The 26,548-nt window shown below is 58.0% G+C and carries 26 protein-coding genes and 1 pseudogene; 12 read left to right on the top strand and 15 right to left on the bottom strand.

Annotation, left to right across the window (positions count from 1 at the left end):
- Positions 1–475 precede the first annotated feature (475 nt).
- The gene (locus D6B98_RS41195; protein WP_100233314.1) at positions 476–661 is read left to right on the top strand and encodes a hypothetical protein; all 186 of its coding nucleotides are present in this window, start codon (positions 476–478) and stop codon (positions 659–661) included.
- A gap of 526 nt (positions 662–1,187) precedes the next feature.
- Here D6B98_RS41195 and D6B98_RS42080 read toward each other — a convergent pair.
- The 11 genes and pseudogenes from D6B98_RS42080 to D6B98_RS37615 all read right to left on the bottom strand — a co-directional run bounded on the left by D6B98_RS42080 (position 1,188) and on the right by D6B98_RS37615 (position 12,486).
- Positions 1,188–1,611 (bottom strand): annotated as a pseudogene (locus tag D6B98_RS42080) (hypothetical protein).
- Positions 1,611–2,057, bottom strand: coding sequence for a hypothetical protein (locus D6B98_RS37570; RefSeq protein ID WP_235884916.1), 447 nt, complete (start codon positions 2,055–2,057; stop codon positions 1,611–1,613). Before D6B98_RS37570 ends, D6B98_RS42080 begins: the two are co-directional and overlap by 1 nt.
- Positions 2,058–2,224: 167 nt before the next feature.
- A complete protein-coding gene (locus D6B98_RS37575) occupies positions 2,225–2,770 on the bottom strand; it encodes a tetratricopeptide repeat protein (protein ID WP_126261979.1) in 546 nt (181 codons plus the stop codon).
- A gap of 106 nt (positions 2,771–2,876) precedes the next feature.
- Positions 2,877–4,994 (bottom strand): type III secretion system export apparatus subunit SctV, encoded by a 2,118-nt coding sequence (gene sctV, locus D6B98_RS37580; protein ID WP_126261980.1) that lies wholly within the window; start codon positions 4,992–4,994, stop codon positions 2,877–2,879.
- A gap of 8 nt (positions 4,995–5,002) precedes the next feature.
- Positions 5,003–5,425: a type III secretion apparatus assembly chaperone SctY gene (sctY, locus tag D6B98_RS37585; protein WP_126261981.1), complete on the bottom strand. Its 423-nt coding sequence runs from the start codon at positions 5,423–5,425 to the stop codon at positions 5,003–5,005.
- Between the two features lie 2 nt (positions 5,426–5,427).
- The gene (locus D6B98_RS37590) at positions 5,428–5,967 is read right to left on the bottom strand and encodes a hypothetical protein (protein ID WP_126261982.1); all 540 of its coding nucleotides are present in this window, start codon (positions 5,965–5,967) and stop codon (positions 5,428–5,430) included.
- 33 nt (positions 5,968–6,000) lie between these two features.
- Positions 6,001–6,891, bottom strand: a complete 891-nt coding sequence (locus tag D6B98_RS37595) for a SctD/MshK family protein (protein WP_126261983.1) — start codon at positions 6,889–6,891, stop codon at positions 6,001–6,003.
- A 114-nt stretch (positions 6,892–7,005) separates the two neighbouring features.
- Positions 7,006–7,272, bottom strand: coding sequence for a nodulation protein NopA (locus tag D6B98_RS37600; protein WP_235884917.1), 267 nt, complete (start codon positions 7,270–7,272; stop codon positions 7,006–7,008).
- A 37-nt stretch (positions 7,273–7,309) separates the two neighbouring features.
- Complete coding sequence (locus D6B98_RS37605; RefSeq protein WP_126261984.1) at positions 7,310–7,594, bottom strand: hypothetical protein; 285 nt, start codon at positions 7,592–7,594, stop codon at positions 7,310–7,312.
- A gap of 887 nt (positions 7,595–8,481) precedes the next feature.
- Positions 8,482–10,281: an HrpF/NolX family T3SS translocon protein gene (locus tag D6B98_RS37610; RefSeq protein ID WP_430642569.1), complete on the bottom strand. Its 1,800-nt coding sequence runs from the start codon at positions 10,279–10,281 to the stop codon at positions 8,482–8,484.
- Positions 10,282–11,784: 1,503 nt separating this feature from the next.
- Positions 11,785–12,486, bottom strand: a complete 702-nt coding sequence (locus D6B98_RS37615) for a secretin N-terminal domain-containing protein (protein WP_126261998.1) — start codon at positions 12,484–12,486, stop codon at positions 11,785–11,787.
- Positions 12,487–12,674: 188 nt separating this feature from the next.
- On the opposite strand from D6B98_RS37615, the gene D6B98_RS40360 reads away from it, so the two are divergent.
- The 11 genes from D6B98_RS40360 (at position 12,675) to D6B98_RS37670 (ending at position 21,784) form a co-directional block, all read left to right on the top strand.
- On the top strand, positions 12,675–13,196 hold the full coding sequence (locus D6B98_RS40360; RefSeq protein WP_245481527.1) for a nodulation protein NolB: 522 nt from the start codon (positions 12,675–12,677) through the stop codon (positions 13,194–13,196).
- Positions 13,197–13,213: 17 nt separating this feature from the next.
- Positions 13,214–14,068, top strand: coding sequence for a type III secretion system inner membrane ring lipoprotein SctJ (gene sctJ, locus D6B98_RS37625; RefSeq protein WP_164719130.1), 855 nt, complete (start codon positions 13,214–13,216; stop codon positions 14,066–14,068).
- 21 nt (positions 14,069–14,089) lie between these two features.
- On the top strand, positions 14,090–14,710 hold the full coding sequence (locus D6B98_RS37630) for a nodulation protein NolU (protein WP_126261985.1): 621 nt from the start codon (positions 14,090–14,092) through the stop codon (positions 14,708–14,710).
- On the top strand, positions 14,707–15,330 hold the full coding sequence (gene sctL, locus D6B98_RS37635) for a type III secretion system stator protein SctL (RefSeq protein ID WP_126261986.1): 624 nt from the start codon (positions 14,707–14,709) through the stop codon (positions 15,328–15,330). The genes D6B98_RS37630 and sctL overlap by 4 nt, the downstream gene beginning before the upstream one ends.
- Positions 15,327–16,682 carry a type III secretion system ATPase SctN gene (gene sctN / locus D6B98_RS37640; protein ID WP_126261987.1) on the top strand — a complete coding sequence of 452 codons (1,356 nt, stop codon included), beginning with the start codon at positions 15,327–15,329 and terminating at the stop codon, positions 16,680–16,682. Before sctL ends, sctN begins: the two co-directional genes overlap by 4 nt.
- Positions 16,658–17,194 carry a hypothetical protein gene (locus D6B98_RS37645; protein ID WP_126261988.1) on the top strand — a complete coding sequence of 179 codons (537 nt, stop codon included), beginning with the start codon at positions 16,658–16,660 and terminating at the stop codon, positions 17,192–17,194. Before sctN ends, D6B98_RS37645 begins: the two co-directional genes overlap by 25 nt.
- A 57-nt stretch (positions 17,195–17,251) precedes the next feature.
- A complete protein-coding gene (sctQ, locus tag D6B98_RS37650; RefSeq protein WP_126261989.1) occupies positions 17,252–18,307 on the top strand; it encodes a type III secretion system cytoplasmic ring protein SctQ in 1,056 nt (351 codons plus the stop codon).
- Positions 18,300–18,965, top strand: coding sequence for a type III secretion system export apparatus subunit SctR (gene sctR / locus D6B98_RS37655; RefSeq protein ID WP_027563377.1), 666 nt, complete (start codon positions 18,300–18,302; stop codon positions 18,963–18,965). Before sctQ ends, sctR begins: the two co-directional genes overlap by 8 nt.
- A gap of 1 nt (position 18,966) precedes the next feature.
- On the top strand, positions 18,967–19,242 hold the full coding sequence (locus D6B98_RS37660) for an EscS/YscS/HrcS family type III secretion system export apparatus protein (protein ID WP_025038819.1): 276 nt from the start codon (positions 18,967–18,969) through the stop codon (positions 19,240–19,242).
- 692 nt (positions 19,243–19,934) lie between these two features.
- A complete protein-coding gene (sctT, locus tag D6B98_RS37665; protein WP_126261990.1) occupies positions 19,935–20,750 on the top strand; it encodes a type III secretion system export apparatus subunit SctT in 816 nt (271 codons plus the stop codon).
- A complete protein-coding gene (locus tag D6B98_RS37670) occupies positions 20,747–21,784 on the top strand; it encodes an EscU/YscU/HrcU family type III secretion system export apparatus switch protein (RefSeq protein ID WP_126261991.1) in 1,038 nt (345 codons plus the stop codon). Before sctT ends, D6B98_RS37670 begins: the two co-directional genes overlap by 4 nt.
- 195 nt (positions 21,785–21,979) lie before the next feature.
- Here the strand turns inward: D6B98_RS37670 and D6B98_RS37675 are convergent, their stop codons facing one another.
- The 4 genes from D6B98_RS37675 to D6B98_RS37690 are packed head-to-tail and all read right to left on the bottom strand — an operon-like array spanning position 21,980 to position 25,216.
- On the bottom strand, positions 21,980–22,612 hold the full coding sequence (locus D6B98_RS37675; RefSeq protein WP_126261992.1) for a CpaD family pilus assembly lipoprotein: 633 nt from the start codon (positions 22,610–22,612) through the stop codon (positions 21,980–21,982).
- 10 nt (positions 22,613–22,622) lie between these two features.
- Complete coding sequence (locus D6B98_RS37680; protein WP_126261993.1) at positions 22,623–24,077, bottom strand: type II and III secretion system protein family protein; 1,455 nt, start codon at positions 24,075–24,077, stop codon at positions 22,623–22,625.
- A gap of 26 nt (positions 24,078–24,103) precedes the next feature.
- Positions 24,104–24,793, bottom strand: coding sequence for a response regulator (locus tag D6B98_RS37685; protein WP_126261994.1), 690 nt, complete (start codon positions 24,791–24,793; stop codon positions 24,104–24,106).
- A gap of 39 nt (positions 24,794–24,832) precedes the next feature.
- Positions 24,833–25,216, bottom strand: a complete 384-nt coding sequence (locus D6B98_RS37690) for a hypothetical protein (protein ID WP_126261995.1) — start codon at positions 25,214–25,216, stop codon at positions 24,833–24,835.
- Positions 25,217–26,548: the final 1,332 nt, after the last annotated feature.

Below are 26,548 nucleotides of genomic sequence, written 5' to 3' on the forward strand. Positions count from 1 at the left end.
TCGCGGGTCAATCTTGCCCGCCGTCAGGCAGAAACTCCACTTATCGCGCTGTTCAGATTTGCGGGACCAGCTCAGTCACAGTCGCGGGCCGTATGCTGCTTGTGGAGGCAAAAGGATGGCGACAAAGCACCGGCTCTCTGGTCTTTCAAGTCACCAATAGACGGAGTTCTGAATTAGTTAGTGAGGATTCCAGCAGGCCAGTTCACAGTCATCGCGATTGAGATTGCAAGCCGAAACGTGCCTCGCTCGCGCTAGCTATTGCTAACTCCGCTATGCAGCCAACGGTACAGAAACGCCCGGTTGGGAGCACTGCCGAGCGGTTTTATGTGGATGTGATCCTTGTGGAAGACATTCATTATCGGCGCCCGTCATGCCGGCAAGGTTCTGCCAACCATTCACGGTTCCGACCGCTAACGGATCGAAAACGGTTTTCGAGCAAGTTCTTACCCGGGATAGCAGGGGAGGAGATCTACACATGAGCGGACCGGCCGTTATGGAAAACGTGCGCCGCTATCGCGCGATAGCTTCGTTGTGCCGTCAGTCCGCCGCATTTCGGCCAATCCAACGGGACTCATTGCTAGCACAAGCTGCAGAGTGGGAGGAACGCGCGATCGCAGAGATCGAGAGATACTTCAGTTGTTCCGCTGCACGTCCTGCTTGATTGCGCTCGACGATGAAAAGCATCCACCATCTGGCCAATGGGTCGGATCATGAAAGGCAATGCTGGCCAAACGATCCAGTCGCGCAAGCGGCCGCGTTGGGAATTCATCGGTGGGAGCTTCAGATAGGACGCTCAAATAGCTTCATCATCTCCGCCAGCACATCGCGGGCCCTCGTCCAGCCACCGGATAGCTCAGCTCTATTGCTTCCGCCCTCGCCGACGCTGCGCCAAGGGGCCCGTTACGTTGCCCGGGGGATGATGCATTCGCATTCGGCAAGAAGGAGTCGTTGGTTCGGCACCGTTCGTCGCGGTGCCGTGCAAACATTAAACCCTAAAGCCGACCGTAAGAGGGGCATGCCAAGTAAATCTGCTAGCCGCCGGGAGCTCAGATTTGTTCAATGATCGCCTGATGAATGTCGGCGCGCGTTGGACAGCCGGAAGATCCGATGTTGCGCCGCGTAAGGAAAACGGAAACTCCCGCTTATTAAAAAAAGCGCGATCCCGCCATCCCCCGCGGATGCAGAAATCATTGATCGAGAGTTATATGGCGAAGGGCATGAGATGCGAGGCTGACCGCGCCAAAGTCGATCTGGTCAAAGACGTCGGTTATCTTCGTGTAGAGCCTGTGCGCTCTACACAAAATATATTCATACGGATCGCTCGCGGGCTTTGCCGCACTCTCGGTACACCTGGCATTGCCACTATTGGGCGGTTTACTCGCTCGTTGCCATTTGCATCCTTTGTTTTTCCATTTGTCCTCGTGCTTGGTGGGATCAAGCACCATCATCGAGTCACTTACCTCAACAAGCCAAACGCTGCTGCGCGCGCTTTCGCTTCCGGATTGAAAGAGTGAGAGAGGACGAGGGTTCGTTGCCGTCGATCCGGAGCTGATGTTCAAGCAAGATATTGCCCGCGTTATCGACAAGCGAATGAGTAGCCTGGAAAGCCATTATTGAGGTGAGTTCATCTCACCCAGGAAATTGTTCGCGCCAATCATTTTTGCGCTTGAGCAGCTCACTCCGGCGACCTCCGGCTTCGGTTCTTCAGGAGCCCGGCGCTCTTGTTCCCGAGCTGATAGCTGAAATATCGCGCTTTCTCCGAACCAGACTTCGTGCGGAAGCAAAACGCAACGTCCGCTGTGCGTCGAGCCTTTCGGGACATCCGACCTAGAGTATCGCTGCGGATTCGCAGCAATATGCTCTATGTCTTCGCCATAAAACTCTGCCAGCTTGTTCTCGAATGAAGATCTTGAGATCTCAACCAGTGGTGGCTCGTCAACCAGCGCGTATGGCGGGACTGCAGTCGAAAATGATTCAGAGGAGAAACTCGATGGCGCCGAATTCAGGAAGGAGAGTATATCCGGCGATTCCTTGGCGATGCGCGTAGTACCGGTCATCAGTCGCGCTCGTTCTGATTTCATCGGCCTCGGGATAAATTGCTGGTGCGCTGAAACAAGAAACCTTCCATTTATATCGGCGAGGTCGCGGGGGCGGCCGCCGATTGAGTGTTCCGCGTTGATGGTAAGCCTAGCTGTTGGCATGCTGACAGCTAAGCATCAAGACGTCACCATTCCGGTCCGCTCCCGCATGGGCTCGTTCGAGATAGCGCCGCGAAGTGCGGGCCGTCCGCCTGCGGTGCTGGGTTGGCGCCGCCGGTCTCCGTCTTACCTTCAAGGGCGAGGGACAGTTTGAAGTTATTGCGCAGCATTGGGTTTGCGGGTTCCGCTGCGAGAGCTTGGCGGTAGAGTTCTTGGGCCTCCCGATGTCGGCCCTCGTGATCGAGAACAACTGCTTTGGCATTCAATGCGCGCAGGTCGCCAGGGGCTGTCGATAAGATCCCGTCGAGCACCTCAAGCGCATCATTCGGGCATTTGCGTGCCAGCAAAGCCCGCGCAAGAGGAATCGCGGCATCAACATTCTCCGGTCGTTGCTTCAGCGCATCGCGCAAAGCCTTCTCGTCAGCATCCCGACCGAGGGCGAGAGCGATGCGCTCGCGCATAGCTGGATCGACCTCCTTGGCCCCGACCAGCTCTGCCGCAGACGTCGGCTGCTGTGAAAGACCCGACTTGTGCGAGTCAGCGCAACCTGCGAGCAGCACGATGGCAAGCATGGGGAGAAAGGCCGAGCACGAATGGCGACGAAAGTTACGCCAGCGTCGCAGAACATTAATCTTACATGAATTCATAAGCGACCTCACGACCCTACACCTGTGCTCGTCAGCCGGCCGCAGGGAGGAGGTCACGATGCCCGCCTGTAGGAGTCTTGTCCTTGCCAGGCGCAAGTTTGACGGAGCCAATCGGCTGGACGGTGAAATCCGAGGCGAGATCCTGATAGGAGAGAACAGGTAGGTCTATTCCATTGCGGGTGAGAAAGCCGCGGACGAAGCGCCGGATATCCATCGAGCCCAGGATAACTGGCTGGTTCTGACTGCGCGCGATGCTCGAATGGATCTGGCGAAATTGTGCAAGTAGCATCTCGCTTTGCCGATCCTCCAAAACGAGGTAGGGACCGACAGCGGTCTCGCGCACCGCACCTCGCACGATATCCTCGGTCTCACGCTCGACGATAAAGGCCGCCACAACACGATGGGCGTTGGCATAGCGGTGACAGATCTGCCGCTTCAGAACGGAGCGCACATATTCGGTGAGCAGTACGGCACTTTGCTCCCGTTCGCTCCATTCTGCAAGCGCCTCCAGAACCAAACGGGTGTTCCGGATCGGGATGCCCTCGTCCAGCAAGCGGCGTAGCACATCCGCGATGCGAGGGATCGGTGTCGTGCGCAGCACCTCCTTCACCAGATCGGCATATTCCCGCTCCATCCGGCTAAGCAGCTGACGCGTTTCCTGAATGCCCACCAGGCGCTGTGCATAGCGTGTCAACGTCGACTGGACGCGCAAGGCGATGATTTCGCTCGGACGGTGGTGCCCAATTCCGGCAGCTTTGAGAGCGGGCGCATGGCCTTGTTCGATCCAGATCCGATTCGTGTCTGGGTCCTGCCAAAAGGGTATCCCGCTCAGTTCAATGTTCGCCACGTCGTCGTTAAGTAAGAGTTGTGTCGGGTCAATGGCGCCCTCTTCCACCGGCACTCCTTCGACATCCACCCGGAATTGCGATTGGGCCAGGTGCTGTGCGCTTTGGGCGGGAATGCGTGGAATTGTGATGCCAAGATCAGCTGAAACCAGTGCCGAAACCCGTGCGACGCACTGCTCGAGTTCCCCTACGTCGATTGCCTGCATCAGGCTCGGCGCTAGCAACAGCGTAATCGGAAGTGCCTCCGCGGGCACGGTTTGCTTCTGACCCTGTGCGGAAGCGGGAGCGGAACCGGTGGGACCGGCGCCCGCCTTGAGAGCGGTCTTGCCCTCTTGCACGCCAACCTTGAGAAAGCTGGCAGCGGAGAACAGCGCGGCCATTATGACAAAGGGCGGCAAAGGGAAGCCAGGAACGAACCCCATCACAAGCAAGACACAGGAGGCCAAGCGTAGCGCTTGTGTGCTGGCCGTAAGTTGGCTGACGATATCGGCGCCAAGATTGAGTTTGGAAGGACCGTTGACACGAGTGACAATGGTTGCGGCTGTAATTGACAGCAGCAGGGCCGGAATCTGCGAAATGAGCGCATCACCGATCGTCAGGGTGGTATAATGGTGCATCGCCTCCTCGAGGGACATGCCCTTGGAGAGCGATCCGATCGTGATGCCACCCAGCATGTTGATGCAGATGACTATTAGTCCGGCTATGGCATCGCCCTTTACGAATTTCATGGCACCGTCCATCGCGCCGTGCAGTTGGCTTTCTCGCTCCAGCGCGCCGCGCCGGCTGCGGGCTTCGTGCTGATCGATATGGCCGTTGCGCAGCTCCGCGTCGATCGCCATCTGCTTGCCCGGCAGCGCATCGAGCGTGAAGCGCGCAGATACCTCCGCCACCCGTTCAGCGCCCTTGGCGAGAACCATGAACTGCACCATGGTCACGATCAGGAATATGACAATGCCCACGGCGATGTTGCCGGATATGACAAAATCGCCGAACGTATGAATGATGCTGCCGGCATCGCCCTCGGCGAGGATCAGTCGCGTCGTTGCAACGGTAAGAGCGAGACGAAAGACGGTGGAGATCAGGATGACGCCCGGCAGGGACGAAAAGTCGAGCGGCGTGTTGAGATACAGGGCTACCATCAACAGCAATATGGCAAACCCCAGATTGAAGCCGATCAGCATATCGATCATGACGATCGGGATCGGCATGATCATCATTCCGATCGCAAGAAGAAGCATCAGCGCGACCATCAAATCCGGGTGAGCCGGCGCGCGCGTGATGAGATTTCGTAGAAGGTTGGCCATGAGAAGCCTTATTGTTGTTTGATTGCAGCTGTGCTGCCCCGCAACAAAACATAGCGTTTGAAGACGGCTTGCGCTTCGGTCATGCGGCCAGCGTGACGCAGCGCGTGGCTGCGCATCAGCATCAAGGGTAGACACGAGGACGGTTCGTCATCCAGTTTGTCAAGCTGATCCAATACCGACAGTGCTTCGTCACCGCGACGCTCCAAGATGAGAGCGTAGGCCAAGATGCGGAGCAGGCCGACATCTTGGGACTGTTCGTGAGCGGCCAGCCGCAACAGAGCCAGGCTCTTGGCGCTCTGTCCGCACGCAAGGTAGACATAAGAAAGCACGCAGAGCAAATCTCGCTCCGGCCCGGAGATCAGCTCGACAGCGCCGGCTTCGGAAACGCGCTGTGTAGATGTGAAGTGTTGTACTTTGTCTGGCCCGGCCATCGCTAGCCTTTGATCAAGCCGTTGTGACTCTGCCGGAGCAGGATTAATCGCTGCAGCTCCAGTTGCAGAAGCGCGGCCCCTTCACGTGAAACCAAATCCTCTGGCGCGGCTGATAGCGTATCAGCCAAACGCTCCAGAAGAAGGCCGTGTTGCTCTGGACGCAGAACATGCGAATGACGTAAGCGCGGCGTCACGAAGGAGAGCAGACTGTGCGCGAGATTGGGCTCATTAAGCCAAGCGAGTTCCGAGCTTGGCTCGATCTGACCTGGCGGGGCGCGCGCCTCGTCTAGATTGATGCGCGAAACTGCATCGATCGAACTGAGCTCGAGCGCGCTCTCGATCGTGACGTCCACCAACCGATCCAGCACGTCACTATGACGAGAAAGTGAGGTGTGGCTCTTAGGATCATTGCCACGCGTCCGGTCAATCCCGATGGACTTGGCTCGAGAATTGACCGGCGTGTTGGCAGATGCATGATGATCAACGTTTGGCCCCTGAAAAGAGGTGCCGGGCTCGACGGGATTGGGGGGCAGCCTAGTCATGGCACTTTGCTTCCTTACCTGCGGCCTAAAATGCTAATAGGGTAGAGTGGCAAACCGGCCATCCCGGCTCAGCAGAACACGCCTTTCCTCGATCCCGTAGACGGTCCATCCATTGTTCAAGAGCGCGCCGACGAAATACTTTTGACCAGCAATGACAATATAGGGGTCGGTCCCGCGCCAAACAGCTTGGACCCCAATTGCGGGAGGCGTCTTCTCATCCTTGATCGCCACCGCGTTGACGAGCGTATAAGCGCCATTGCTATTGTGATCAAACCGCTGCTGGACGTCTCGCCATGTGGCGAGCGAGGCGGGCGTAACGGTGCCATCGGCGGTGACAACGCCCGCCCCAGAGCCGACCGTGATGCCGACAAGGCCCGCTCTGTCAACTTCCTCCTGCAACCGTTCGGCAGCTGCATCGGTGGCCAGAGCATCAGGAGCGTTGAGCGCCAGCTTGGGCGCAATGTCCGGAGCAGGGGACGACGGACTTGACGCCACGGTGGTGTCGGTCTGGACAAAGCTGGGTGAGACTGCGCCAACCGCGGCAGAGCTGATCAGGACCAAAGCAAGAAAGACGAGCGATATATGCCGGCGGTCGATGGAGCCAGCTTGTTTGTAGTCCTCGATCGTCCAGCGAATGGACATCGCCCCGGCATGCAAAACGACAGGAAGAGGGACAACAATGGATTCGTTTGGTAAAACAGTCTCGTGCCCCTCGATCCTAACGTCCCTCGCAAGGGCCTCGATCTCGATTGAATTGGAATGGGGGATGACACGAAGATGGTGCGGTTCGAGGCCTTGTTCGACGAAGATCAAGTCAGCATCGAGGCTGCTGCCAATCAGACACGATCCGACCCCCACTTTACTTGTCAGCCCGGAGTAACACCCCGACAGCACTTCGAAATGCAGGCAATTTGGTTCATTCACGGTCGGTTTCCTGAACAGCGAACGGGACCGTACGGCAAAACCGTACGGCCCGTAGCGACTTCACAGACTAAGCAGCGGGGAAAGTGGGGCGGCGACGTCGCCCCATCTCATCCCTTACTGCACCCGCTCATCGGCCGCTTTTTTGACAGTCGAAAGCTCGGTCGAGACGACGCGAAGTTCCACATCCCTCTCAGCAGCCTTTGTGCTGGTCGCAGTCAGAGCGGCGATTTGCCGTTGGAATGCCGCCTCTCCAGCAGCTTCAGCAGCCGTGGAAGCGGCTGCAGCAGTAGCGGTGCCGGCTGCCCCACCTGCAGTCGAGGTATGAGACGCACCAACATTTTTAGGCATACTATTCTCCTGTTTGCTCGATTTCGCCGCCACGTGCGGCTCCTATGTCCCAACGTCGCAACATGCGACGTCAGGAATCCTCCTCTGTCTCGGCCATGACATCGTCGAAATGGCTCATTGCACTATTCGCAACTTGGAGAGCAGCGGCTCCCAAAGCGGCGCTGAACGCTTGCTGCATAGCGGCTTCGTGCGAGTTGCCGCCCGGAGTGGACGCGCCGCCGTTTACGGGAATGTTTGCATCAGGCGATCGGGCATGATCGTCGCGCTCGCCAGGCTTGTGAGATCCTTTTTTGCCGCCAGCCGCATGGAGGTCAGCGTCAACGTGCCCAGCGGCGCTAGAGTTCGTAACGCGCATCGGGTTCTCCTATGTCAATTCGATCGTGCCAATGGAGGCAGTTTCTGCTCTCCACTATGCAAGTATTAGCTTTCGACAAGCTGACGAGTCGTAGAAAATGCAATGAGCCGATGGTCGATCGTCATTATACGTCTTCACCAGCCGGCCGTATTTGAACAAGTTGCCCGCGAAAGCTGGAGATCAGATGGTTAAGACAAACAATCGTTTGTGAAGATGATCGGGGTGAGCACGTTGCTCATCGTTTCGAAAGCTTCAATAGCGGAATACCAAAGCCACCACTAACAAAAACGTTTCAAGGCCGACGTGCTGTAATCTCGGGCTCACGTCCCTTGCGATGCTCTTTCGACAATTTGCTTGCAGTCAGGCGAAGCGGCATGAGCCTGACCTGGTCGGAGCGAAGCGGAAAGCCAGAGTGACGGCCGATTCAGCGGCCAAGAGCGGTCCCTCGGTCCTGGCGGGCCCATAGCAGATCCGTCAATCGCGACCTACTTTCAGGGAGACCGAGCAGAAGCCCGCCAGTCGGGAAAGAGCCCTTCGGACTTCAACCGCTCTGGACCAATGTGCTCTCGATCCTTGCAATCGTCAGGCTCCGCGGCTGCGGCCGGGCTGTCGCGTAGTGTTAATGCATCGCGATCTTGACAGGCGGCGTATGCAGTCGATGGAACTTCACAGCGGCAGACTGGGTTTGAGGTCGGATTCGAGAGTGCGGCCAACATAGTTTGTACGCAGTGAAGAGCCGAAATAAGTTCCTCGGATTCGGGGGCGGTCTCAAGTATGCTGGTAGAGCTTGCGCGACCTACTGCTCGGCAGAGAGGCCCAACCGCGCGGAGGCCGCGCAAGCTCATTACCGTTTCCAGCGTGATCCTGAGAAGATAGCGTCGCTCCGCCTAGGCGTTAGCGTCTGCAGCTTGCAAGCGCTCGGATTCGATGCGAGCCTTTAGGTTATTCAGATAATCCTCCGCGTAGGACTGGGCCACCGAAACCGGCAGGTTGATGCCGGCCGTCGCGGCTTCTTGAATTGCCTGCTTCACCAAGCCTTCTCGCATTGCTAATTTGACCTCAGGTCCGGCGATGCAGCCCACCGCCTGTGCCGCAAGGCTCAGCCCAGCTTCTTCCAGCGCTTGCTTTATGTTGCCGCCACTGATGGCAGTGTGAAGAAGATTTGCAGCTTGCGCCTCGGCTTCGAGCACCATTGACGCCAGATCGGTCAATTCACCCAAGCCTGGAATGAAGCCAAGTACACCGACTGCCGTCGCGGCCCAGTCGAATACCTTAGAGCCAACTTTGAGCACGTCATTAAGTGCGTGCATGAAGGCGCCACCGTTCTTTTTGGGAGACTTGATGTCGGGCTGGTCTGCCATGCCCATTGTCATGTCCGCGACCGCGTCCTGCTCGGCAGGCGTTCGGACGGCATGCGTCTTCACTTGGTGAACGGTGCGGTTCGCACCCGACATGTTGTTGAAGAACTGGTTGAAGTCGCTGTTGCTGATGTTGCCGGAATCGACCGTATGGCCACCACCGAAGTCGAAGAACTTGTGGTGGGTTTTGTAGCCCGTAATCGCGTTGTTCATCAACCCGAACAACACAGGATCGGAGAGCAGCTGGGAGGCCGCCTTTCGCACCTCGGGCGCGAGGCTCTTATCATCGACCATGCTCGCCAACTTTTCCCGGGTCAGGTCACCCTTCCCGAAGAACGCGTTTTTGTTCTTGCTGATCGTATTGAGCGTATCGAGCTCGGCTTGCGTGAGATTGATCGATGATGAAGCAACCTGCAGGAAGTCCTCTTTGTGGACCTTGTCTATCGAGCCACCGTACAACTTCTTCCATTCATCCGGGTGGTCGAGGAAGTATTGAGCGGCCGCGAGGACCTGTGGCGGGCATTTGCCGGTTTTAGCTTCGCCGTCGACGATCCGTTTGAAATCCGCAAGGCTCAGGTTCTTAGGCAGGTTGTCGGCATAGCGATAGAGCTCGCGCAATGCATCGGTCTGGGTCATAACCGATGGCTCGCCATTCCGGGTGCCGTCGGAAGCGATGTAGTTTTGCGTATAGCTCTCTGCCCGCCGCTCCTGGAAAGCAGCAACCTGAGGGTGGTGATCGGAGAAGCCGGAGAGATCACCTGCTTTGATCTTCCCGCCGCAGCGGCCGTCACCTTGCGAGCCTATCGCATAGAAGAGCTCTGGGTCCAGTTGCAGAGCCTCGATCGCCGCCTTTAGATCCGGCGGTGTGGAGGGATCGTTGGTCAAATCTCCAAGAGATTTCCAATCCAGCGGGCATTTGTCTTTGTGTCGGTTCAGCACCGACACAATCTGCAGCTCGGCATCAGTCAGCGTGCCGCTGTTCCACGTGATCCTGGAGCTTTGTACGGGTGCCTCTGCGATCTTCGGGGCGCTCGCAGCGGAGGAGGACTCCGCGGAGGATGGCTCTGGGGCCTGCTGACATGCGTCCAGTGCGGCCTTGATCTCCGGCGGGAGGATGTTCCGCACCTCCTGCGTGAGTTGCTCCGTCAGCTGCTTGGCCGAGTCTGCAGCCGGCGGATCCTGTGGAGTGGAACGGTCATCGGCATTGTCTTTCAACGAGAAACTAGCCAGCATCGCCTCGAAGTTTGAAAGATCCCGCGCCGATGAGGGCCCGGGGGCTAGCCCGGACAAACTCGAGCTGGCGGTCAGCGATAGGTTGTTGACTGACATTATACGTCCTCTGATTTGAGATCGCACCACAAGGCGGTCATGTGGCGCAGCCCGAGAATCGCGACGAACAACGAGCAAGAAGTGTCGATAGGCTTCGATGGCTCCTACCACTCGCTTCCGATTGCTCAGTGCGCCCCAGCGCTCGGTTCCGCTACAATCTATAGGCACATCGCCGTCTAGATATTCACGCCACATGGTAGGTTCGATTAGCTTTCCAAAAGCTGACGGTGCTCAGAGGTTTTACAACGAGACGCGCAATGATGGTGTGAGAGGCGGTGATGGGTTCTCGATATCGGAATCGGCTTGCTTGTTATGCTCGATCGCTCGCCTCCGGGCCAACTAGGTCGATTAGCGAGGCCGTGTCTGCCGCTCTGCAGATGGTCACGTGCGCTGATTCGTGAAACAATGTCGCAGGTCTCCGCAGCATCTTATGGTGAAATCACCCACGCGTAGCGACCTCGCGCCTGCGCCCAACGAGAGTGTTGGCGCTTGCGTAGATGCTCGAAAGAGTCCGACGGTATTGTGCGGACCCTATTGCCCCGAGCCGATCGAAGCTCAGCTGCACTTCGCATTCTTCATGTCATCATGCTTAGCCGATTGGTGAGTGTTCGCTCGAACCTACAAATCAAAGGCAAGGGTCCTGCGACGGTTTGAGACGAATAACACCTTCTTCTCGCCATTCCGCCGTGTGAGGCACACCCAGGATGGTGAACGTTGTTGTCCGGACACCCCTGGTAGGTTTGAGATCGCGCCTTCTTAGCATTTCGATCTGAGCGGGCGTAGCTGTTTGGCCAGTGAAGACCCAGCGTCCTTGGCGCGACGACCGTTCGCCATGACGAAATCTCCAATTTCCGGCGGAGCAACCCCTGCGTGCAATGTGGGCCCAGCTTGAGACGGTCCAGCGTGAGGTGACCCGGCCCGCATGAGCCAAGGCTCAAGATCTTGCCAACTCCGAGATCGGAGGCGTCCGCGCGGTGTTGAGCGATCGGCTGTTGGGAATTGGACCGCTCGCCGCCGCTCAATGATGGCTACACGCGATGCTGCTCCGAGTTCCTGCCCAATTAGGTCCTGGCTGTATTCGGGTATTTCATGCAATGCCATTAGTTCACGCTCAAACTCCCTTGGACCGGCGGGCGATGAGGACGAGTGGGACGCTGGGCTGTTGTCCGCGCGGCTTAGCGCGTTGAAGTCCATCCTGTTCCTCCTTTTGGGCAACGGAGTGGCTTTCATTCTTATGCGACGAAGCTCATTTTCATGACGGACTTCGTGGAGTTGTTCAAAAGCTCGCATGAGGCGCTAAAGTGGCAAAGCACGCTCACCGATGCTGCTGGCTGGAATTCTGGTTCGCATCAGTGGCTCCGGTTTGGACGTTTATTGCGCGACCCTGTGGCATCGGTCATCTACACATCCGCGCTCTGACAATGCAGCAGTAGCTTTCGAAAAGCTGACAGAGGGCATAAGCAGACGCATTGCATCTCTTCCAGGCCATCTGTTGTCATCAGGTCATTTCTTACCTGCATCAGATGTGTGAACCACGCCGTCTTGATGTGGTGCCTCCGGCGAAGGAGCATCGTTCGGTCGTCCTTCGCGAATGACCACGCTGGAGGATCCTCGAAACAGCATCAAAACCGACTCGTGCGGCGGCTTTTCGGTACCGCTCGAGTTTCGCCGTGCCTGTACCTCCGCCGCAAGTCCTTTTACTGTTTGCTCCACAAGCGCGACAAAGCGGGGTGGACCGGAGGCGAAGACGAGGCCATCTCCCGGTACGGGTCTCACGATGTAACGCTCGTCGGAGATGTTGAGCGCATCGAGTGCCGCCTTGAACGCATCAAAGCTGATTGGACTCAAGACCAAAAGGCGGCTTTGCGCCTCATGCGCATCGGATACGTAGAGCACCAGCCCATCGTAGTACCATTGAAGATTGTAGAGATTAATCAACCGTTCGAGGAACTCTCTCGGTGGGAGATCCGGCATTCGTCCGCGAATCCGCCCCTTCACCCCGGTGCTGACATTGACCCTGATATTTAGGTTGTTGCCGAATTCCTGCAGTGCGGCCGCGAGGTCCTGATCCAGAACTGTGTAACTATAAGGCGTCGATGGCAGCGCCAGGGGAGCGCCGAGCGCCTCGACTACGCCAAAGCAAATGAAAACACCAGCGTAGAGAACTTTCGTCAAGATGTGCAGCCTTGTGTATGGGATGAGCATTCCTGCTATTTTGCACTTGAGAACAAGCACCGGAATTCGTCCCAAAATGTGGAAGCCGATGCTTCGTCCAAAATTGGAAGCTACCCGTGATCATTAGATGACAGATGCTCGTCAGTTTTTGGTCAGCTTGCTTCTCCAAGGTGCGGCCCTTCGTGTGAACGAACGGCTCATCTCACCACGTGACAGAAATGATTTCCTCCATGCTGTTTGGCGTTACGTCGATCTCTGCCAACTCCGTCGAGTGTGCCTCCAACGGCTGTTCGTCGGCACACGCTCAGTTTGGCGAGAGTCTTGCGCAGGCGGCCTCGAACCGAGGCGTCGCCTCTTCTGTGACCGAGCACGCGCCAGCTCCATCGCTACCGGAAGTGCAGCGCGCGGTGGCGCCGGCGAGCCCGCTAGGCGATCGCGTCCTTCAGAGCATTTCTGCTATCCACCAGGGCAAACCATTTCCGTCGGGTGCAGTTTCGCCGGCGCTCGTCGGCGAGCCTGATCCTACCAAGAATCTGCAGCTTGGGCCGGCCGCGCAACCGGTCTTGCGTGTGCAGCAAGTGGAGGTACATCCAGTGGGCCAACCGGAGGGTGTGGATCATTTCGACTCGGCGCTGACGAATCTGCGGGATGTTTACAACGGCGTCATCCAGGTTTCGCTCATCTCCAAGGGGACAGGTGCTGTCAGTTCATCTCTGAATAAGCTTCTATCGGCGGGCTGAGTGGGCCGTTGGCTGTCTTGACGCAAGACAAGATCGGTAATGGCCGGCCCGCAAGAAAGCGGCTTGATGCTCTCGGCTTGTTGCTGCTTTCGCTGACCCTCGCCGGTTGCAAAGCTGATCTGTATACCAAAGTTCAGGAGCGTGAAGCCAACGAGATGCTTGGGCTGCTCCTGAGCAAGGGCGTCGATGCCATCCGTCTCGTCGGTAAGGATGGGACCAGCACAATTCAGGTGGAAGAAAGGCAGCTCGCCTACTCAATCGAGCTGCTGAATGACCATGGTTTGCCGCGCCAATCCTTCAAGAGCCTTGGTGAGGTGTTCAAGGGGGCGGGCCTCGTTGCCTCTCCGGTTGAGGAGCGAGCCCGCTACGTCTATGCTCTCAGTGAAGAATTGTCGCGCACGATCAACGATATCGATGGGGTTCTCTCCGCCCGTGTTCATGTCGTTCTGCCGAAGAATGATCTTTTGCGACAGGATGCAACCCCGTCCTCGGCGTCCGTTTTCATTCGACACGCCTCCAACGCGAAGCTCTCAGCCTTGCTGCCGCAGATCAAGATGCTCGTCGCCAATAGCATCGAAGGTCTATCGTACGACAAGGTGACGGTCGTGTTCGTGCCGGTTGAGCGAGCTCAGCATGAGGCCTCCGTTGTGCCAGCGGCAGCTTCCGCAGAACCAACCAAATTCATCGCAACTCACATTGCGATCGGTGCAGGAGGTGTGCTCGCCGCGTTGGGCATTCTATCTTACGTACTGTTGAGAACACGTGGGCGACAGCTTCGTCAATCCTGGCGCAAAGTGACAAATCTGGGCAGAGGTGCCAGCAAGCCAGCGGTCCAGTCCGCCGGCAAAAAACTGTCGTCCGATCAGAAATAGGCGGCAAGCAGGTCCATATCGATGGCATCCACTGACCAAAATCATTCGCTCACCTCGCATTCCGATCGCGTGCGCGAGCTTGCCGCTTTGATTCATCCCGGAAGGTTTGCCGGCCAGCTTGATGGGCTCCTGTCGGCCGCCACAGTGCTGCAGCTGCAGAAGACTCCGAGACTGCAGCAAAGACTGGTCGAATTGCTAATGGGCAGTGAGCTGGTCTCGAACGGAATCGCCTGGGGTAGGGACGTTCTGCTCGGGCATGATCCGCGTCGGGCGGCCCTGCTCGCCGGCAGTATCTGGCATGCGCGTTCGGTGCTCAAGCTTGTGTCAAAGCCCGATGTAGCGATTCTGATCGAAAATATTGGTGCCGAAGCTCATGCTTTCGCAGTCCGACACTTATCCAGCGCCGTCGCAACCACATCGATTGACGATCCGCAGAAGCTCGCGAGCCAGATTGAACATGACGGATGTGCCTGCCTTGGTGCTTGGCTCAAGGACGCAAAAGAGCTTGACCGTGTGCGCGTTCTTTTCCGCTTACCTGTGGGGACCACCGCCGAATCCCCAGCAGCCGAACACCACAATTCAGCGGGTGAGTTACTGTCTTTGGTGGTGGCGCACTTGGCCACGGAGGAGCCAGCGGCATGACGGCCAACGAAACAGTCTTGCCTGATAGCCCGCGGATACGGCCGCTCGGTCCGCTCATACCAGCCGCGGAACTTGGCATCTGGTGCGATGCGGTGCAGACGCGCGCGCTAGCCGAGCGATACCTGCGGCAAGTTCGCAGTTGGGCAAGGAAGGCCTATCAGCAGGAGCGGGAGCGCGGGCACTGCGAGGGTCTAAGGTCAGGCTCGGACGAAATGGCACAGCTGATTGCCCGAGCTGCTTCCGATGTGGCCGGGCGAAAAGCCGTTCTGCAACAGGAGTTACCACAGCTCGTCATTGAGATATTGACCGATTTGTTGGGCTCCTTTGATCCGGGTGAGATGTTGGCAAGGACCGTTCGTCACGCCATCGAGCAAAGATATGGCAGCGCAGAAGTATGCCTTCACGTGTCTCCTGTGAATGCTGATGCACTAAGGCATGAATTCGTGGCGTTCGATGGAACGAATGGTCGGCCGAAAGTCAGAATTGATCCGGACCCTGCCGTGGGACCGGACCAGTGCGTTCTGTGGAGTGAGTTCGGCAGTGTCGATTTAGGACTTGCCGCGCAGCTCCGCACATTGCGTCTCGGCCTTAATCCATCTTCTCAGGAAAGCTATCCGTGACGACGCAACAATCAGGCCATGATCAAGCCGGCGGAGAAGGAGATGTGCATGCGGCGATAGCATCTCTGAGATTCGCAGCAAGGTATGTCGATACGCGTGCCGTGCGGGGACGGATCACCCGTGCGATAGGCACCTTGCTCCATGCCGTGTTGCCAGGGGCCCGTGTTGGAGAACTTTGCCTATTGCAGGATCACGCTTCCGGATGGTCGCTTGAGGCGGAAGTCATCGGTTTGCTGCCGGACGGGGTGTTGCTGACGCCCATTGGCGATATGGTAGGCTTGTCCCACCGCGCGGAAGTGCTCCCGACCGGGCGCATGCAGGAAGTGTCAGTCGGGCCCGACCTGCTCGGCCGCGTGATCGATAGCTTCGGCCGTCCACTCGATGGCAAGGGGCCGATAAGGACGGTCCACACTTGTCCGCTCCGCGGCAAGGCGCCCAACCCGATGAGGCGGCGTGGCATCGAGCGGCCGTTTCCGCTCGGCGTTCGCGTGCTGGATGGACTTCTGACGTGTGGCGAAGGTCAGCGGATCGGAATCTATGGAGATGCCGGTTGCGGTAAGTCGACGCTGATGTCGCAAATTGTAAAAGGTGCGGCCGCCGACGTCACCGTGGTTGCGCTCATAGGGGAGCGTGGACGCGAGGTGCGTGAATTCATCGAACGTCATATTCGAGATGCCCTCGCTCGCACGATCGTTGTCGTTGAGACATCCGACCGATCGGCAATGGAGCGGGCGCAATGCGCTCATATGGCGACCGCACTCGCCGAGTATTTTCGTGATCAAGGGCTGCAGGTCGTTCTGATGATGGATTCGCTGACGCGCTTTAGCCGTGCGATGCGCGAAATCGGCCTTGCCGCCGGAGAACCTCCCACCCGGCGCGGTTTTCCTCCTTCCGTCTTTGCGCTGCTTCCTGGTCTGCTGGAGCGAGCCGGTATGGGCGAGCGGGGCTCGATCACGGCATTCTATACCGTGCTTGTCGAAGGTGACGGCACCGGCGATCCGATCGCCGAAGAGTCGCGCGGCATTCTCGATGGTCATATCATTCTTTCGCGCGCGCTGGCCTCGCGAGAGCATTTTCCCGCCATCGACGTGCTGTCGAGCCGAAGTCGTGTCATGGATGCGGTCGCCTCTGGTCCACATCGCAAGGCGGCATCCGCATTCCGCGATCTGCTCTCGCGCTACAATGAGGCTGAGTTCCTGATCAAGGTCGGTGAATACAAGCCGGGCAACGATCCACTGACTGATCGGGCAATCGAGTCAATTGAGGAACTGCGCGCATTCTTGCGCCAGGGACAGGACGAGCCGTCTAGCTTTGAGGAGACCGTTTCATGGATGTCGCGTCTGACGGCCTGAATCTCGTGCAAGCGTCGAAATTGCGGCTGGTGAAAGACATGAGAGAGCGAAGCGCGCTTCGTGAATTGTCGAACATGGAAGCCAGGCGCCAAATTGCGGTCGCAGCGCTGCAGCGAGCGTCTGAGAATCTTAAAGGCGAGGAGAATCGTCGCGCCAAGGCCGAAGCTGAACTTTATCAGGAGCTGGCGTCGCTCGAGATGATGTCCGTGACGGAGCTCGATCGTCGCTGTCAACTCGTCCTTGGGCGACTGGCAGCAGAGATCGAATTGGCACGCCAGGCGCGCGAGCAGGCGCGCGTCGCGCATGAGCAGGCCCAGCGGGCGGTGAATGAGGCGCGGACCATATGGGCCAAGCGTTCGGCGGCGAGCCAGAAATGGCAGGAGATTGAGGGCGATGTCCAGCGCACTACCGCTGTCCGTTCGGAGTTTGCAGCCGAAATCGATGCCGACGATGAGGTTTTGCTCCGATATCAGGGTGGTTCGCGCAGCCAGACGATCGATGGCTCGAACTAATGGCTGGTTCTCTTATCACGTCGCGAGCTGCGCCCGCGGAACCTGTCGATAAATGCCATGGGTGAACCCGCACTATTTCAGCCAGCGGCAAAGCTGTCGCATGAAGTGGTCTCCTGGCTCAACGAGACCGCCGCACCGCGCACGGTTCTGCAGAGCCGCATTGGCGATAAGCCGCTATCGATCCGTATGAGCCGGCTTGTTTGGCAGGCCGAGCCATATGCCACGTCGGTGCTCGACTGCGTATTTTGCGCCGAAGGCGAGACCGCTGTGTTGTCCTTGCCCCGCCTTATCGTCGAGGCACTGATTTCAACGGTCCAGTATGGCCTTACTTTACCTTCCGAGCCAACCCGCTCGCTCCTGCTCGAACTTGCACTGGAACCTTGGCTCGCTGCATTAGAGATCGTGCTCGCGCGGAATTTGCAGCTGATCCGCGTCGAAGACGCAACGGCCAAAGACCCCTATTTGGAGTTCGACGTTACTTTCGGGCCGCTGGCGGCCAAGGCTCGCCTGTTCTTGTTCGCGCCTCTTGACGGTCTGGTTCCGTCTGCGTTTCGTGTCTTAGGCGAGTTGATCGGCCAATTACCGCGAGATTTAGGTAAGATTTCTTCGGAATTGCCGGTCGTAATTGCGAGAGAGATCGGCTCGCTGCGCGCGCCTATCAAGCTTCTTCGCCAAGCACAGCCCGGCGACGCACTGCTGCCCGAGGTCATTCCCTTTGCCAATGGCCAGCTCATCCTCGCTGCGGACAAGTTGTGGGCGCCGGCGCAGGTCGCGGGCGACAGACTCATCCTTCGGGGACCATTCCGCCTGCAGTCCCATCCTCTAAGGTATGCAAATATGACGATAAGCCCCCAAGCTGAACAAGCAATCTCGCCCTCGGAAGCCGACATCGACAGTGTTGAGATCACGCTTGTGTTCGAATGCGGCCGCTGGCCCATCCCGCTGGGTACGTTGAGAAGCATCAACGAGGGGCACGTGTTCGAGCTTGGTCGGCAGATGGACGGCCCGGTCGACATTGTTGCCAATGGTCAATTGATCGGCCGCGGCGACATCGTACGTGTCGGTGAAGCGTTGGGCATCCGGTTACTTAGCAAGTTGGCGGTCAATGGTTGACATTCAACCGAGCATCCTTGCGCTTGTTGCGGCGACCGCCGGTCTTGGCCTGCTGGCGTTCGCAGTTGTCACAACAACGGCGTTCATCAAGGTTTCCGTCGTTCTCTTCCTGATCCGCAACGCGCTCGGCACTCAGTCCATACCACCGAACATCGTTCTGTATGGTGCTGCATTGATCCTTACCGTGTTCATAGGCGCCCCAGTATTCGAGCAAACCTACAACCGCGTGACCGATACGCAACTTCGTTACCAAACCGCCGATGACTGGTTGACCGCCGCCAAGGAAGGCAGCGAGCCGCTGCGCGCCCATCTCAAAAAGTTCACCACTGAGGAGCAGCGCACGTTCTTCCTCTCGTCGACGGAACACATCTGGTCGGAGGAGATGCGCGCCAACGCAACAGCCGATGATTTTGCGATCCTCGTGCCGTCTTTTTTGATATCGGAGCTTAAGCGTGCGTTTGAAATCGGTTTCCTTCTCTATCTTCCGTTCATCACGATCGACCTGATTGTGACGACAATTCTGATGGCCATGGGCATGTCAATGGTATCACCAACAATGATATCCGTTCCTTTCAAGCTCTTTCTGTTCGTCACAATCGACGGCTGGTCGCGGCTCATGCACGGATTGGTCTTAAGCTACGCATCTCCGGGGGGCTGAGATGGACGAGGCCAGCATCCTCACCCACCTGAGCCGATCATTAGTCCTGTTCATGATCTGGGTTCTACCGCCGCTCCTGGCAGCCCTCGTGGCCGGATTGGGTATTGGCATCGTGCAGGCAGCAACCCAGCTCCAGGATCAAACCTTGCCGCTTACCGTGAAGCTCCTCGTCGTCGTCGCCGTGCTCGTTCTGTTTGCTCCGGTGCTGAGCGCGCCGCTGATCGAGCAAGCCCAGCATATCTTCACTGAGTTCCCCGCGCTCACAGCGAGGTATTAGTGCGCGCGGAACGCAAACCTGTCTAAGTTTCAGCTATAGCGTCGTGTTTGTTGGCCTTCATTGCGAACCACAAAAGGGCGAGTTCGTCAGCTTATCGAAAGCTCGCCTCACTATTATGGGACGGATAGACATCCGAACTGTCCTGTTCGGCTCTATGAGCCTGCCGTATTCGGAGGAAGAATGATCCCATTTGGAATTTCTATCCGTTCGATTCAGGTTTGCTTCCGATGTGATGGAATTACTTGCTGAGACCTGGTCCTCGATGCACAGCCCGGCGAGTTGTCGACGCAAGTGAAGGGGCAACGGCTTTGATTGCAAGCGGCCCCACGATTCTGGCATTCTGGTGAATGAGCCTGCGAATGAAGGTGCCGCTCGAGACCGATCTCCATAGCCTGCGAAATTGATGGAAGCTTCGAGGCCCTCAGATCTCCAAACCGCGCTGCGGCCGGTGAGAGCTGAAGAAGCGTGGATTGTAGGCCGCGCGCGATTTCGCCGGTGCTCTCATCGAATGGTCATACCTCTGCCGGATGGCTGTAGTCATATGGATAGTGAAGCCGAAGTCATCTGCCCTGGGAGGCCTGTCGCTCTGAAACCGCAGGGACACGAGATCTGCAGAGTTCTTGACGTCTCACATCATGGCGACGTGAGTACGACGGTTGCATTGGCTGAAGGGACCACGAGCTGAACTCAAAATGGATGCCTTGTCGCCCACCGAGACGCAAGCTCTGGTTCAGACTGCTGTCGAGTTCGTCGTTGCGGCCGGTCTTGGCGCGGCCCGGGCCCTCGGCATTATGCTCGTTCTTCCGGTATTCACGCGACCGCACATTGGCGGGATTATCCGCGCAAGCGCGACGGTTGTGATTGGATTGCCTTGCTTGATGCAGATCAGGAACGGCTTGCAGACACTAGATCCGGGCACCCGTATGGTTGCGGTCTCGCTCCTCGGTTTGAAGGAGATATTTATCGGCCTGCTATTCGGGTTTCTGCTTAGTATACCACTTTGGAGCATCCAGGCCATTGGTGACATCATTGATACCCAGCGTGGCATCTCCAGCCAGGTGGACGATCCTGCGACACGCAGTCAAACCGCCCCGATGGGGCTCTTTCTCGGGACTGCCGCGGTTACGATCTTCGTTGTATCAGGAGGTCTGCGGACCATGGTCAGATGCCTCTATGGAAGTTATCTGATCTGGCCCGTGTATCGGCTGCTACCGCCCCTGACCCACCACGGGGCAATGGAGTTTATTGGGCTTCTCGACCATATCATGCATGCGACCCTCGTGGTCGCCGGGCCCGTGCTGGCTCTGCTGCTTCTGATCGACGTATCCCTCATGCTGCTCGGGCGCTTTGCGCCGCAAATCAAGCTGAACGATCTCTCTCCGACCATCAAGAATGCCGCTTTTGGTATCATTATGGTCAGCTACGCCGTCTTCCTGATCGAATATATGGGAGCAGAGATCATTCGGTTCAACGGCGTGCTGGAGTGGCTCGAGAAGTTCTTGAAATGAGCGACACGAGCGAAGAGAAAAAACTTCCACCAAGTCACAAGAAGCTGAGGGACGCGCGTAAGAAAGGGCAGAGCCCGCGCAGCGCCGACTTTGTGACCGCGGCAGGCCTTTGCGCTGGTTTCGGCTGCCTGTGCTTCAGGGCGGGCCCGATCGAAGACGGATGGCGCGAAGCCGTGCGGCTCACCGACAAGCTGCAGGAACAGCCCTTCAACAGTGCGGCCCGGCAGGCGTTGGTCGGATTGATGGACCTTTCTATAACAGCCGTGGCTCCCATCCTAGGTGCGGCGGTTGTCGCGGCGATTCTGGCCGGTGTCTTGGCCGGCGGCGGGCTGACGATTTCGGCTGAGCCGCTTAAACCCAGCTTTGAGAAATTGGACCCGGTCAAAGGGCTGAAGCGGATTGTCTCCCAGCGGTCGGTTGTCGAGCTTGGAAAGTCTATCGTCAAAGTTTTGGTTCTTGGCGCTACGTTCGTTTTCACTGTGCTCGCAAGTTGGAGGGCACTTGTATACTTGCCCGTGTGCGATTTGAGCTGCTTTGGTTTTGTTTTTAAAGAGCTCAAAGTGCTGATCGCGATTGCTGCCGGCGCTCTACTGATCGGCGGCTTGGCCGATCTGCTCATTCAGCGTTGGTTGTTCTTGCGCGACATGCGCATGACGCAGAGCGAAGCCAAGCGCGAGTCCAAGGAACAGGATGGTAATCCGCAGATCAAGGGTGAACACCGCAGGCTCCGCCGGGAGTCGGCGAACGAGTCCGCGCTCGGCATCCATCGGGCGACATTGATACTGACGGGGCGAGCGACATTGATTGGGCTGCGCTACGTTCGGGGCGAGACCGGCGTCCCGGTACTGGTGTGCCGCGGCGAGGGCGAAACGGCTTCACAGTTACTGGCGGAGGCGCGCGCCCAACGTCTGAGCATTGTCGAGGATCATGTGTTGGCGCGTCAGCTGATCGGAAAAGGTGCGATGGGCAAGGCCGTTCCGATGGAGTGCTTCGAGAGGGTTGCAAAGGCAGTCTTTGCCGCCGGCCTAGTTTAGCGTCGCACAAAACAGCGATGCGCTCAAATCTCTGGTCAACGACCCAACTGACCCAAAACCTGATCTGCAAGCTGCACGATCCCAAGAAAAGGATCGAGCAAAGATTCGACTCCTGGAGGCTCGTCGGCCGATTCCAAGACTGATATGGACAAGAATGGCCACCGACGTTCATGCTGCTCGGGTCTTACGAGCCGCTTATTGGGTTTCTGGCGCAACCCTGTTATGCGTTTCATCCTCCAAATTACGCCTGTTGCCCGCCGACGTGGCCGCACGTGCGGTGATGGGAAGCACTGCACGATCACCACTGGTCGGCATGACAGCGCCATTGCCTAACAAGTCGCCAGGTTCATTGACCATGACCGCAAGGTTATTCCGGACTGAGCAGCCAAGGGTTGGATTGAACGAATTGTCGTTCACTGTAGGACCGACGATGGAGAGCGAGGGGCAAACCGGAGGATGGGCTTCGAAAGTGATCGCTTCGATCCTCACCCCGGAACGAGCCGGCAAATCCACACGAGAAGCGGACAGGTGGATGTTGTAGGTGGCAACGCCCATGGCGCGAGCCTCGTGGGCCACCTGTGCAATGAGTCTGGGTGCGCCGATGACACCCACATGGAGGGCATCCCGCCGGCCGCGACTGGTCGCTGCAATAAAGCTTCGCAGCCGATGCCGTTCGGGGCCACGAAGGCTCTGCAGGAACAGCACGCTACTCTTCTGCTCGACCTGGATCTCTTGGTCAGCCGGCGCGGGCAGGATCGAGGCAGTATTTGCGCATCCCCCCAATGTTGCTCCAATAGCGATCGGGTAGCACAGATGTCGCAAAGTCATTTGGCGATCCTCATTCGATAATAAAGCCGGCGCTGCCGGTCAATCCTGGCGCGCTGGCGCGAGGCGCATCGCGCTCTCGCGGCGGCCGGGCAACCGTGTTCGCCAAAATCCGTCCCGCGTCTGAGGGCGGTGAGATGCGGTCGCTCGGCGCACTCATCCGGTTCGGATTCGGTCCGGGCCGCACGATGTAGGGCGTGACAATAATGACCAACTCGGTTTCACGTTTCTGAAACGATGAGGAGCGAAAAAGCGCGCCCAGGATCGGCACATCGCCGAGCCAGGGAAACTCGCCGATATCAGTGTTGAAGTTGCGCCTGATGAGGCCGCCGATTGCAAAGCTCTGACCGCTGGCGAGCTCGACCACGGTGCTTGCCCGCCGAGTCGAGAGGGCAGGGACCGCCATGCCATTGATTTTGACTTCGCCTTCGCTCGACAGTTCGCTGACTTCGGGCTTCACACGGACATTGATCTGATTATTGTTGAGAACCGTCGGAACGAACTCGAGGCTCACGCCGAACTGACGAAATTGGACGGAAACCTGCCGGTTGTCCTGCATCACCGGAATGGGGAATTCGCCGCCGGCGAGGAAGCTTGCGGCTTCGCCGGACATCGCCGTCAGATTCGGCTCAGCCAGGATTGAGGCGAGGTGCTCGCTCGCGAGAGCGTCCAGAACAGCGCTCAAGTTGGTGTTGCCGGCGCTAAACCCAATCCCGATCGTGCCGCCGCCGCCGGCTGCGCCGGACCCTCCCCCTTTGCCGGTGACAAGGAAAGCGCCGTTCGGGCTCGAGGCGGTGAAGTTGATGTTGAGATCCTTGACGGCGCTGCGGGAGACCTCTGCCACCCGTACGCTGAGATTTACCTGTAATGAACCGGCGACCTGGATCTTGTTGGCAACCAGCGCGCCAGCCCCAAGAAACTGCTCAGTGACCTTCCTGGCGGTCTCGACGACCTCGGCGTTAGGCGCCGTACCGCTAAGGATCGCGCCGCGCGGGGTATAGCTGACCTGAATCGGATAGTCGCCGACCTCGGCCTTCAGCGCGGCCCGCAGATCCTCGATCGGTTGGGTGACGATAACACGCAGCTCGGCGAGAGCCTCTCCGTTGTCGTTTAGGGCGAACAGGCTAGTCCGTCCCGACTTTTTGCCAAACACGAAAATCGTGGTGTTCGACGGCGCCTGATAATCCGCAATGGCCGGGTCGGCAATAAAAATGCTCGCAGCCGGTCCGGTCAGATGAACTGTCTTTCCCTGTGAGGAGGTAAGGTTGAGCGTGCCGGTGGTGCTGCCAGGCGCCGCACGTGGCGGTTCTCCTTTGCCATCTCGCTTTACCTGAGCTGCGGCAGCAAGCGGAAGTAGCAGAGCGACTGCGCACAGGGCGTAGCAGAGGCGGGGAAAAGCGGCAGAGTGCAAGCTGCTGGCGGCCACCGACGGCTCATCGGCGCCGGCGTCATTATTAACGATGTTCAAGGGATGGTTGCTTTCAAGTGAGACTGCTAGGCAGCCGATGCTGCGCCGATGAGTTCAAGGGTGTAGCCAACACCGCGCGCGGTCTTGATCCTGAGCGTTGCCTCCGCCTGGTTCAAATGCGCTCGTAAGCGGTAAATCCCGACTTCCAGCGCATTGGTCGAGACCTCGTCGTCAAATGCATACAAGCTTTCTTCGAGCGCTGTGCGGGGCACGGTACGGCCCGCGCGGTTGAGCAAATGTTCAAGAATGCACACTTCGCGGCGCGCAATTCTCAGTACTCGTCCACCGACGGAGACTTGTCTCGCAATCGGATCGAAATGCAGATTCCCGAATGTCACCACCGGCGCCGTCATCTGCGTTGATCGTCGCAGAATAGCTCGCATGCGAGCAACGAGCTCGTCGATAGAAACGGGCTTGGGCAGAAAATCATCTGCTCCGGCGTTGAAGATCGCAATCCGCCGACTGAGATCATTGAGATTGCTCATCATCATAGTCGGCATTGATCGTCCTTCGCGCCGCAACTGCTTCAACCAGTCCAAACCATCTCCATCGGGCAAGAAGGATTCGAGCAGTATCATGTGGTAGTTCGCGCAATCCAACGCGGCCGACGCCTCATCCAGCGTCCGCGTCACGTCGACGGCGAACCCGCAATTCAGCAGCGCTTCCTTCACGGCGCGGCCAAAGTCCGCATGATGATCAACCAGTAGAATTCGCATTCATCGCCTCTCGTCCATCCTCGGCAGGACTTGAGCGTGTCACGCTAGACCATGACGATCGGCGGAACCCAGAGGATGCCGCTTTGGCGTGAATTCGAAAACCCGTGCGCGATACGCACGGGCTTGTTGGCAGGCAGCCAACGTCTGCACGTCCGCCGTCGGCGGATAGGCGGCGGCCTGCGGCGGATGGTTCCAGCTCGCGGCGCGGCTCAAAATCTCCTTTACCCCGGCAAGAGATCTGCAATCTCTCACGAGGCTGAGAGCCCCGGCGATGTGCTGATTCATCTGCGGGCCGAGCATAGCGGTGGCTGCATGCATTAGGCGAACGCCTGCAGTGGCGATCGCGCCAAACTCGCGGAGCGAAAGGAACGCGCAGGCGAGAGCGGCTGCATTTGCCGCCGAACGGACTTGCGAAACCGACATTGGAACTCCCAAATCGTCTTGATCCGCGGTCAGTCCTGCAAGGCTGTTGAGCCTGTAGTGTCGTCAAGTCACTACGATACAAGTTTTCCGCGTTTAAGACAGTTCACGCGCTATGCGTCGGACGACGGGCTGTAAAAGGCCAAGATGCGATGAAACGATCAACACGCCCATCGGCGGGTTAGACATTGTCTCGCCCGCCCGTGATAATGACCCAACATGGTGTCAACCGTCCTGAAGCTCGGTTGCTTCCAAGATCTTCTCCGCGCCAGTCGAGCGAAGGCTGCCAAGGAAGGACAAATTGAGCCTGGCATTGCTGTCGCGCATTGTCTGAGGTGGTGAGGCCGGCTCAATTTCGTCAGACGGGTTGAACGGCGCAAGAACGATCTAGTCTTGAGCTTGGGCTCAGCCTGTGATCGGTACGGCGATTGCTCGCCTTGTTCTCGCGCGCTGGATCCTGGTCTGGCTGCGAAGAGCGCGCTTCGTCTTGCGTTCACAGAGCAGATTAACGATGCAGGCTCTGAATCGGAGCGGTCGAGCACTGTCCCAAGCCGTATCGGCCGAGCATTGAGGTTCTGAGACGTTCGCAATTGTCGCTACCTGTCAGGAAGAGTTCACGCGAGTGGATTCTGTCGCGAGACTGTCGGAAATCCTACAATCTGACGCTGGGTGAGATTCAAGTGCCTTTAAGGGCTCTTTGTATCGGCGCCATCAACATCGGACTCCTTGTGAGGCAATGACGACACAGTGGTGCCATGCTGTCGAGCTGTGCGAAGGTCAATCGCGCTCTGTCCAAGGCCGTGAGCATTTGTCCGTCCAACCAAGCCTAGCGCCATAACGCGTTGAAGCGCGCGAAGAGGCAGTCGGTCGGCTATGACGCCAAAAATCGGCCAATCCGCTCTGCCTCATACTCGGCGATCTAGTGGGAAAATCGGGGCGGGCGCGGGACGTTGATGTGACGCGCAGGACCTAACGTCCGAAATGCAGACTGCCGATCGCGCGAGCCAAGTGGTTCGGCAAGGGGCTGAGGAGAGAATCGATTGCCAGACGTCATCTTGAATGCGGTCTCCATACATTGCGATCGACTATGAGGCCTTTAGGCATCCTCGGCAAAATCGATTGTTTTGATGGAACGCATCCAGGTTGCGGATCGGCTGTAATGCCATAGCGCCGCTTGCTACGGGTAAGTGAATGTATGTTGCGATCGCGGCCGAAACACTGTTGGTTGACGCGCGATCATTGTCAGAAGGAGTTAGCTAGTCGACCGTGAAGAACGTTGATCATGAGGTCTGTTGACGGGATGACCAGGCGCCGGCGAACAGGAAGGCGCAGCAG

Origin of the sequence: Bradyrhizobium sp. LVM 105 (genome assembly GCF_003957705.1) — a bacterium.
GTDB lineage: Bacteria > Pseudomonadota > Alphaproteobacteria > Rhizobiales > Xanthobacteraceae > Bradyrhizobium > Bradyrhizobium frederickii.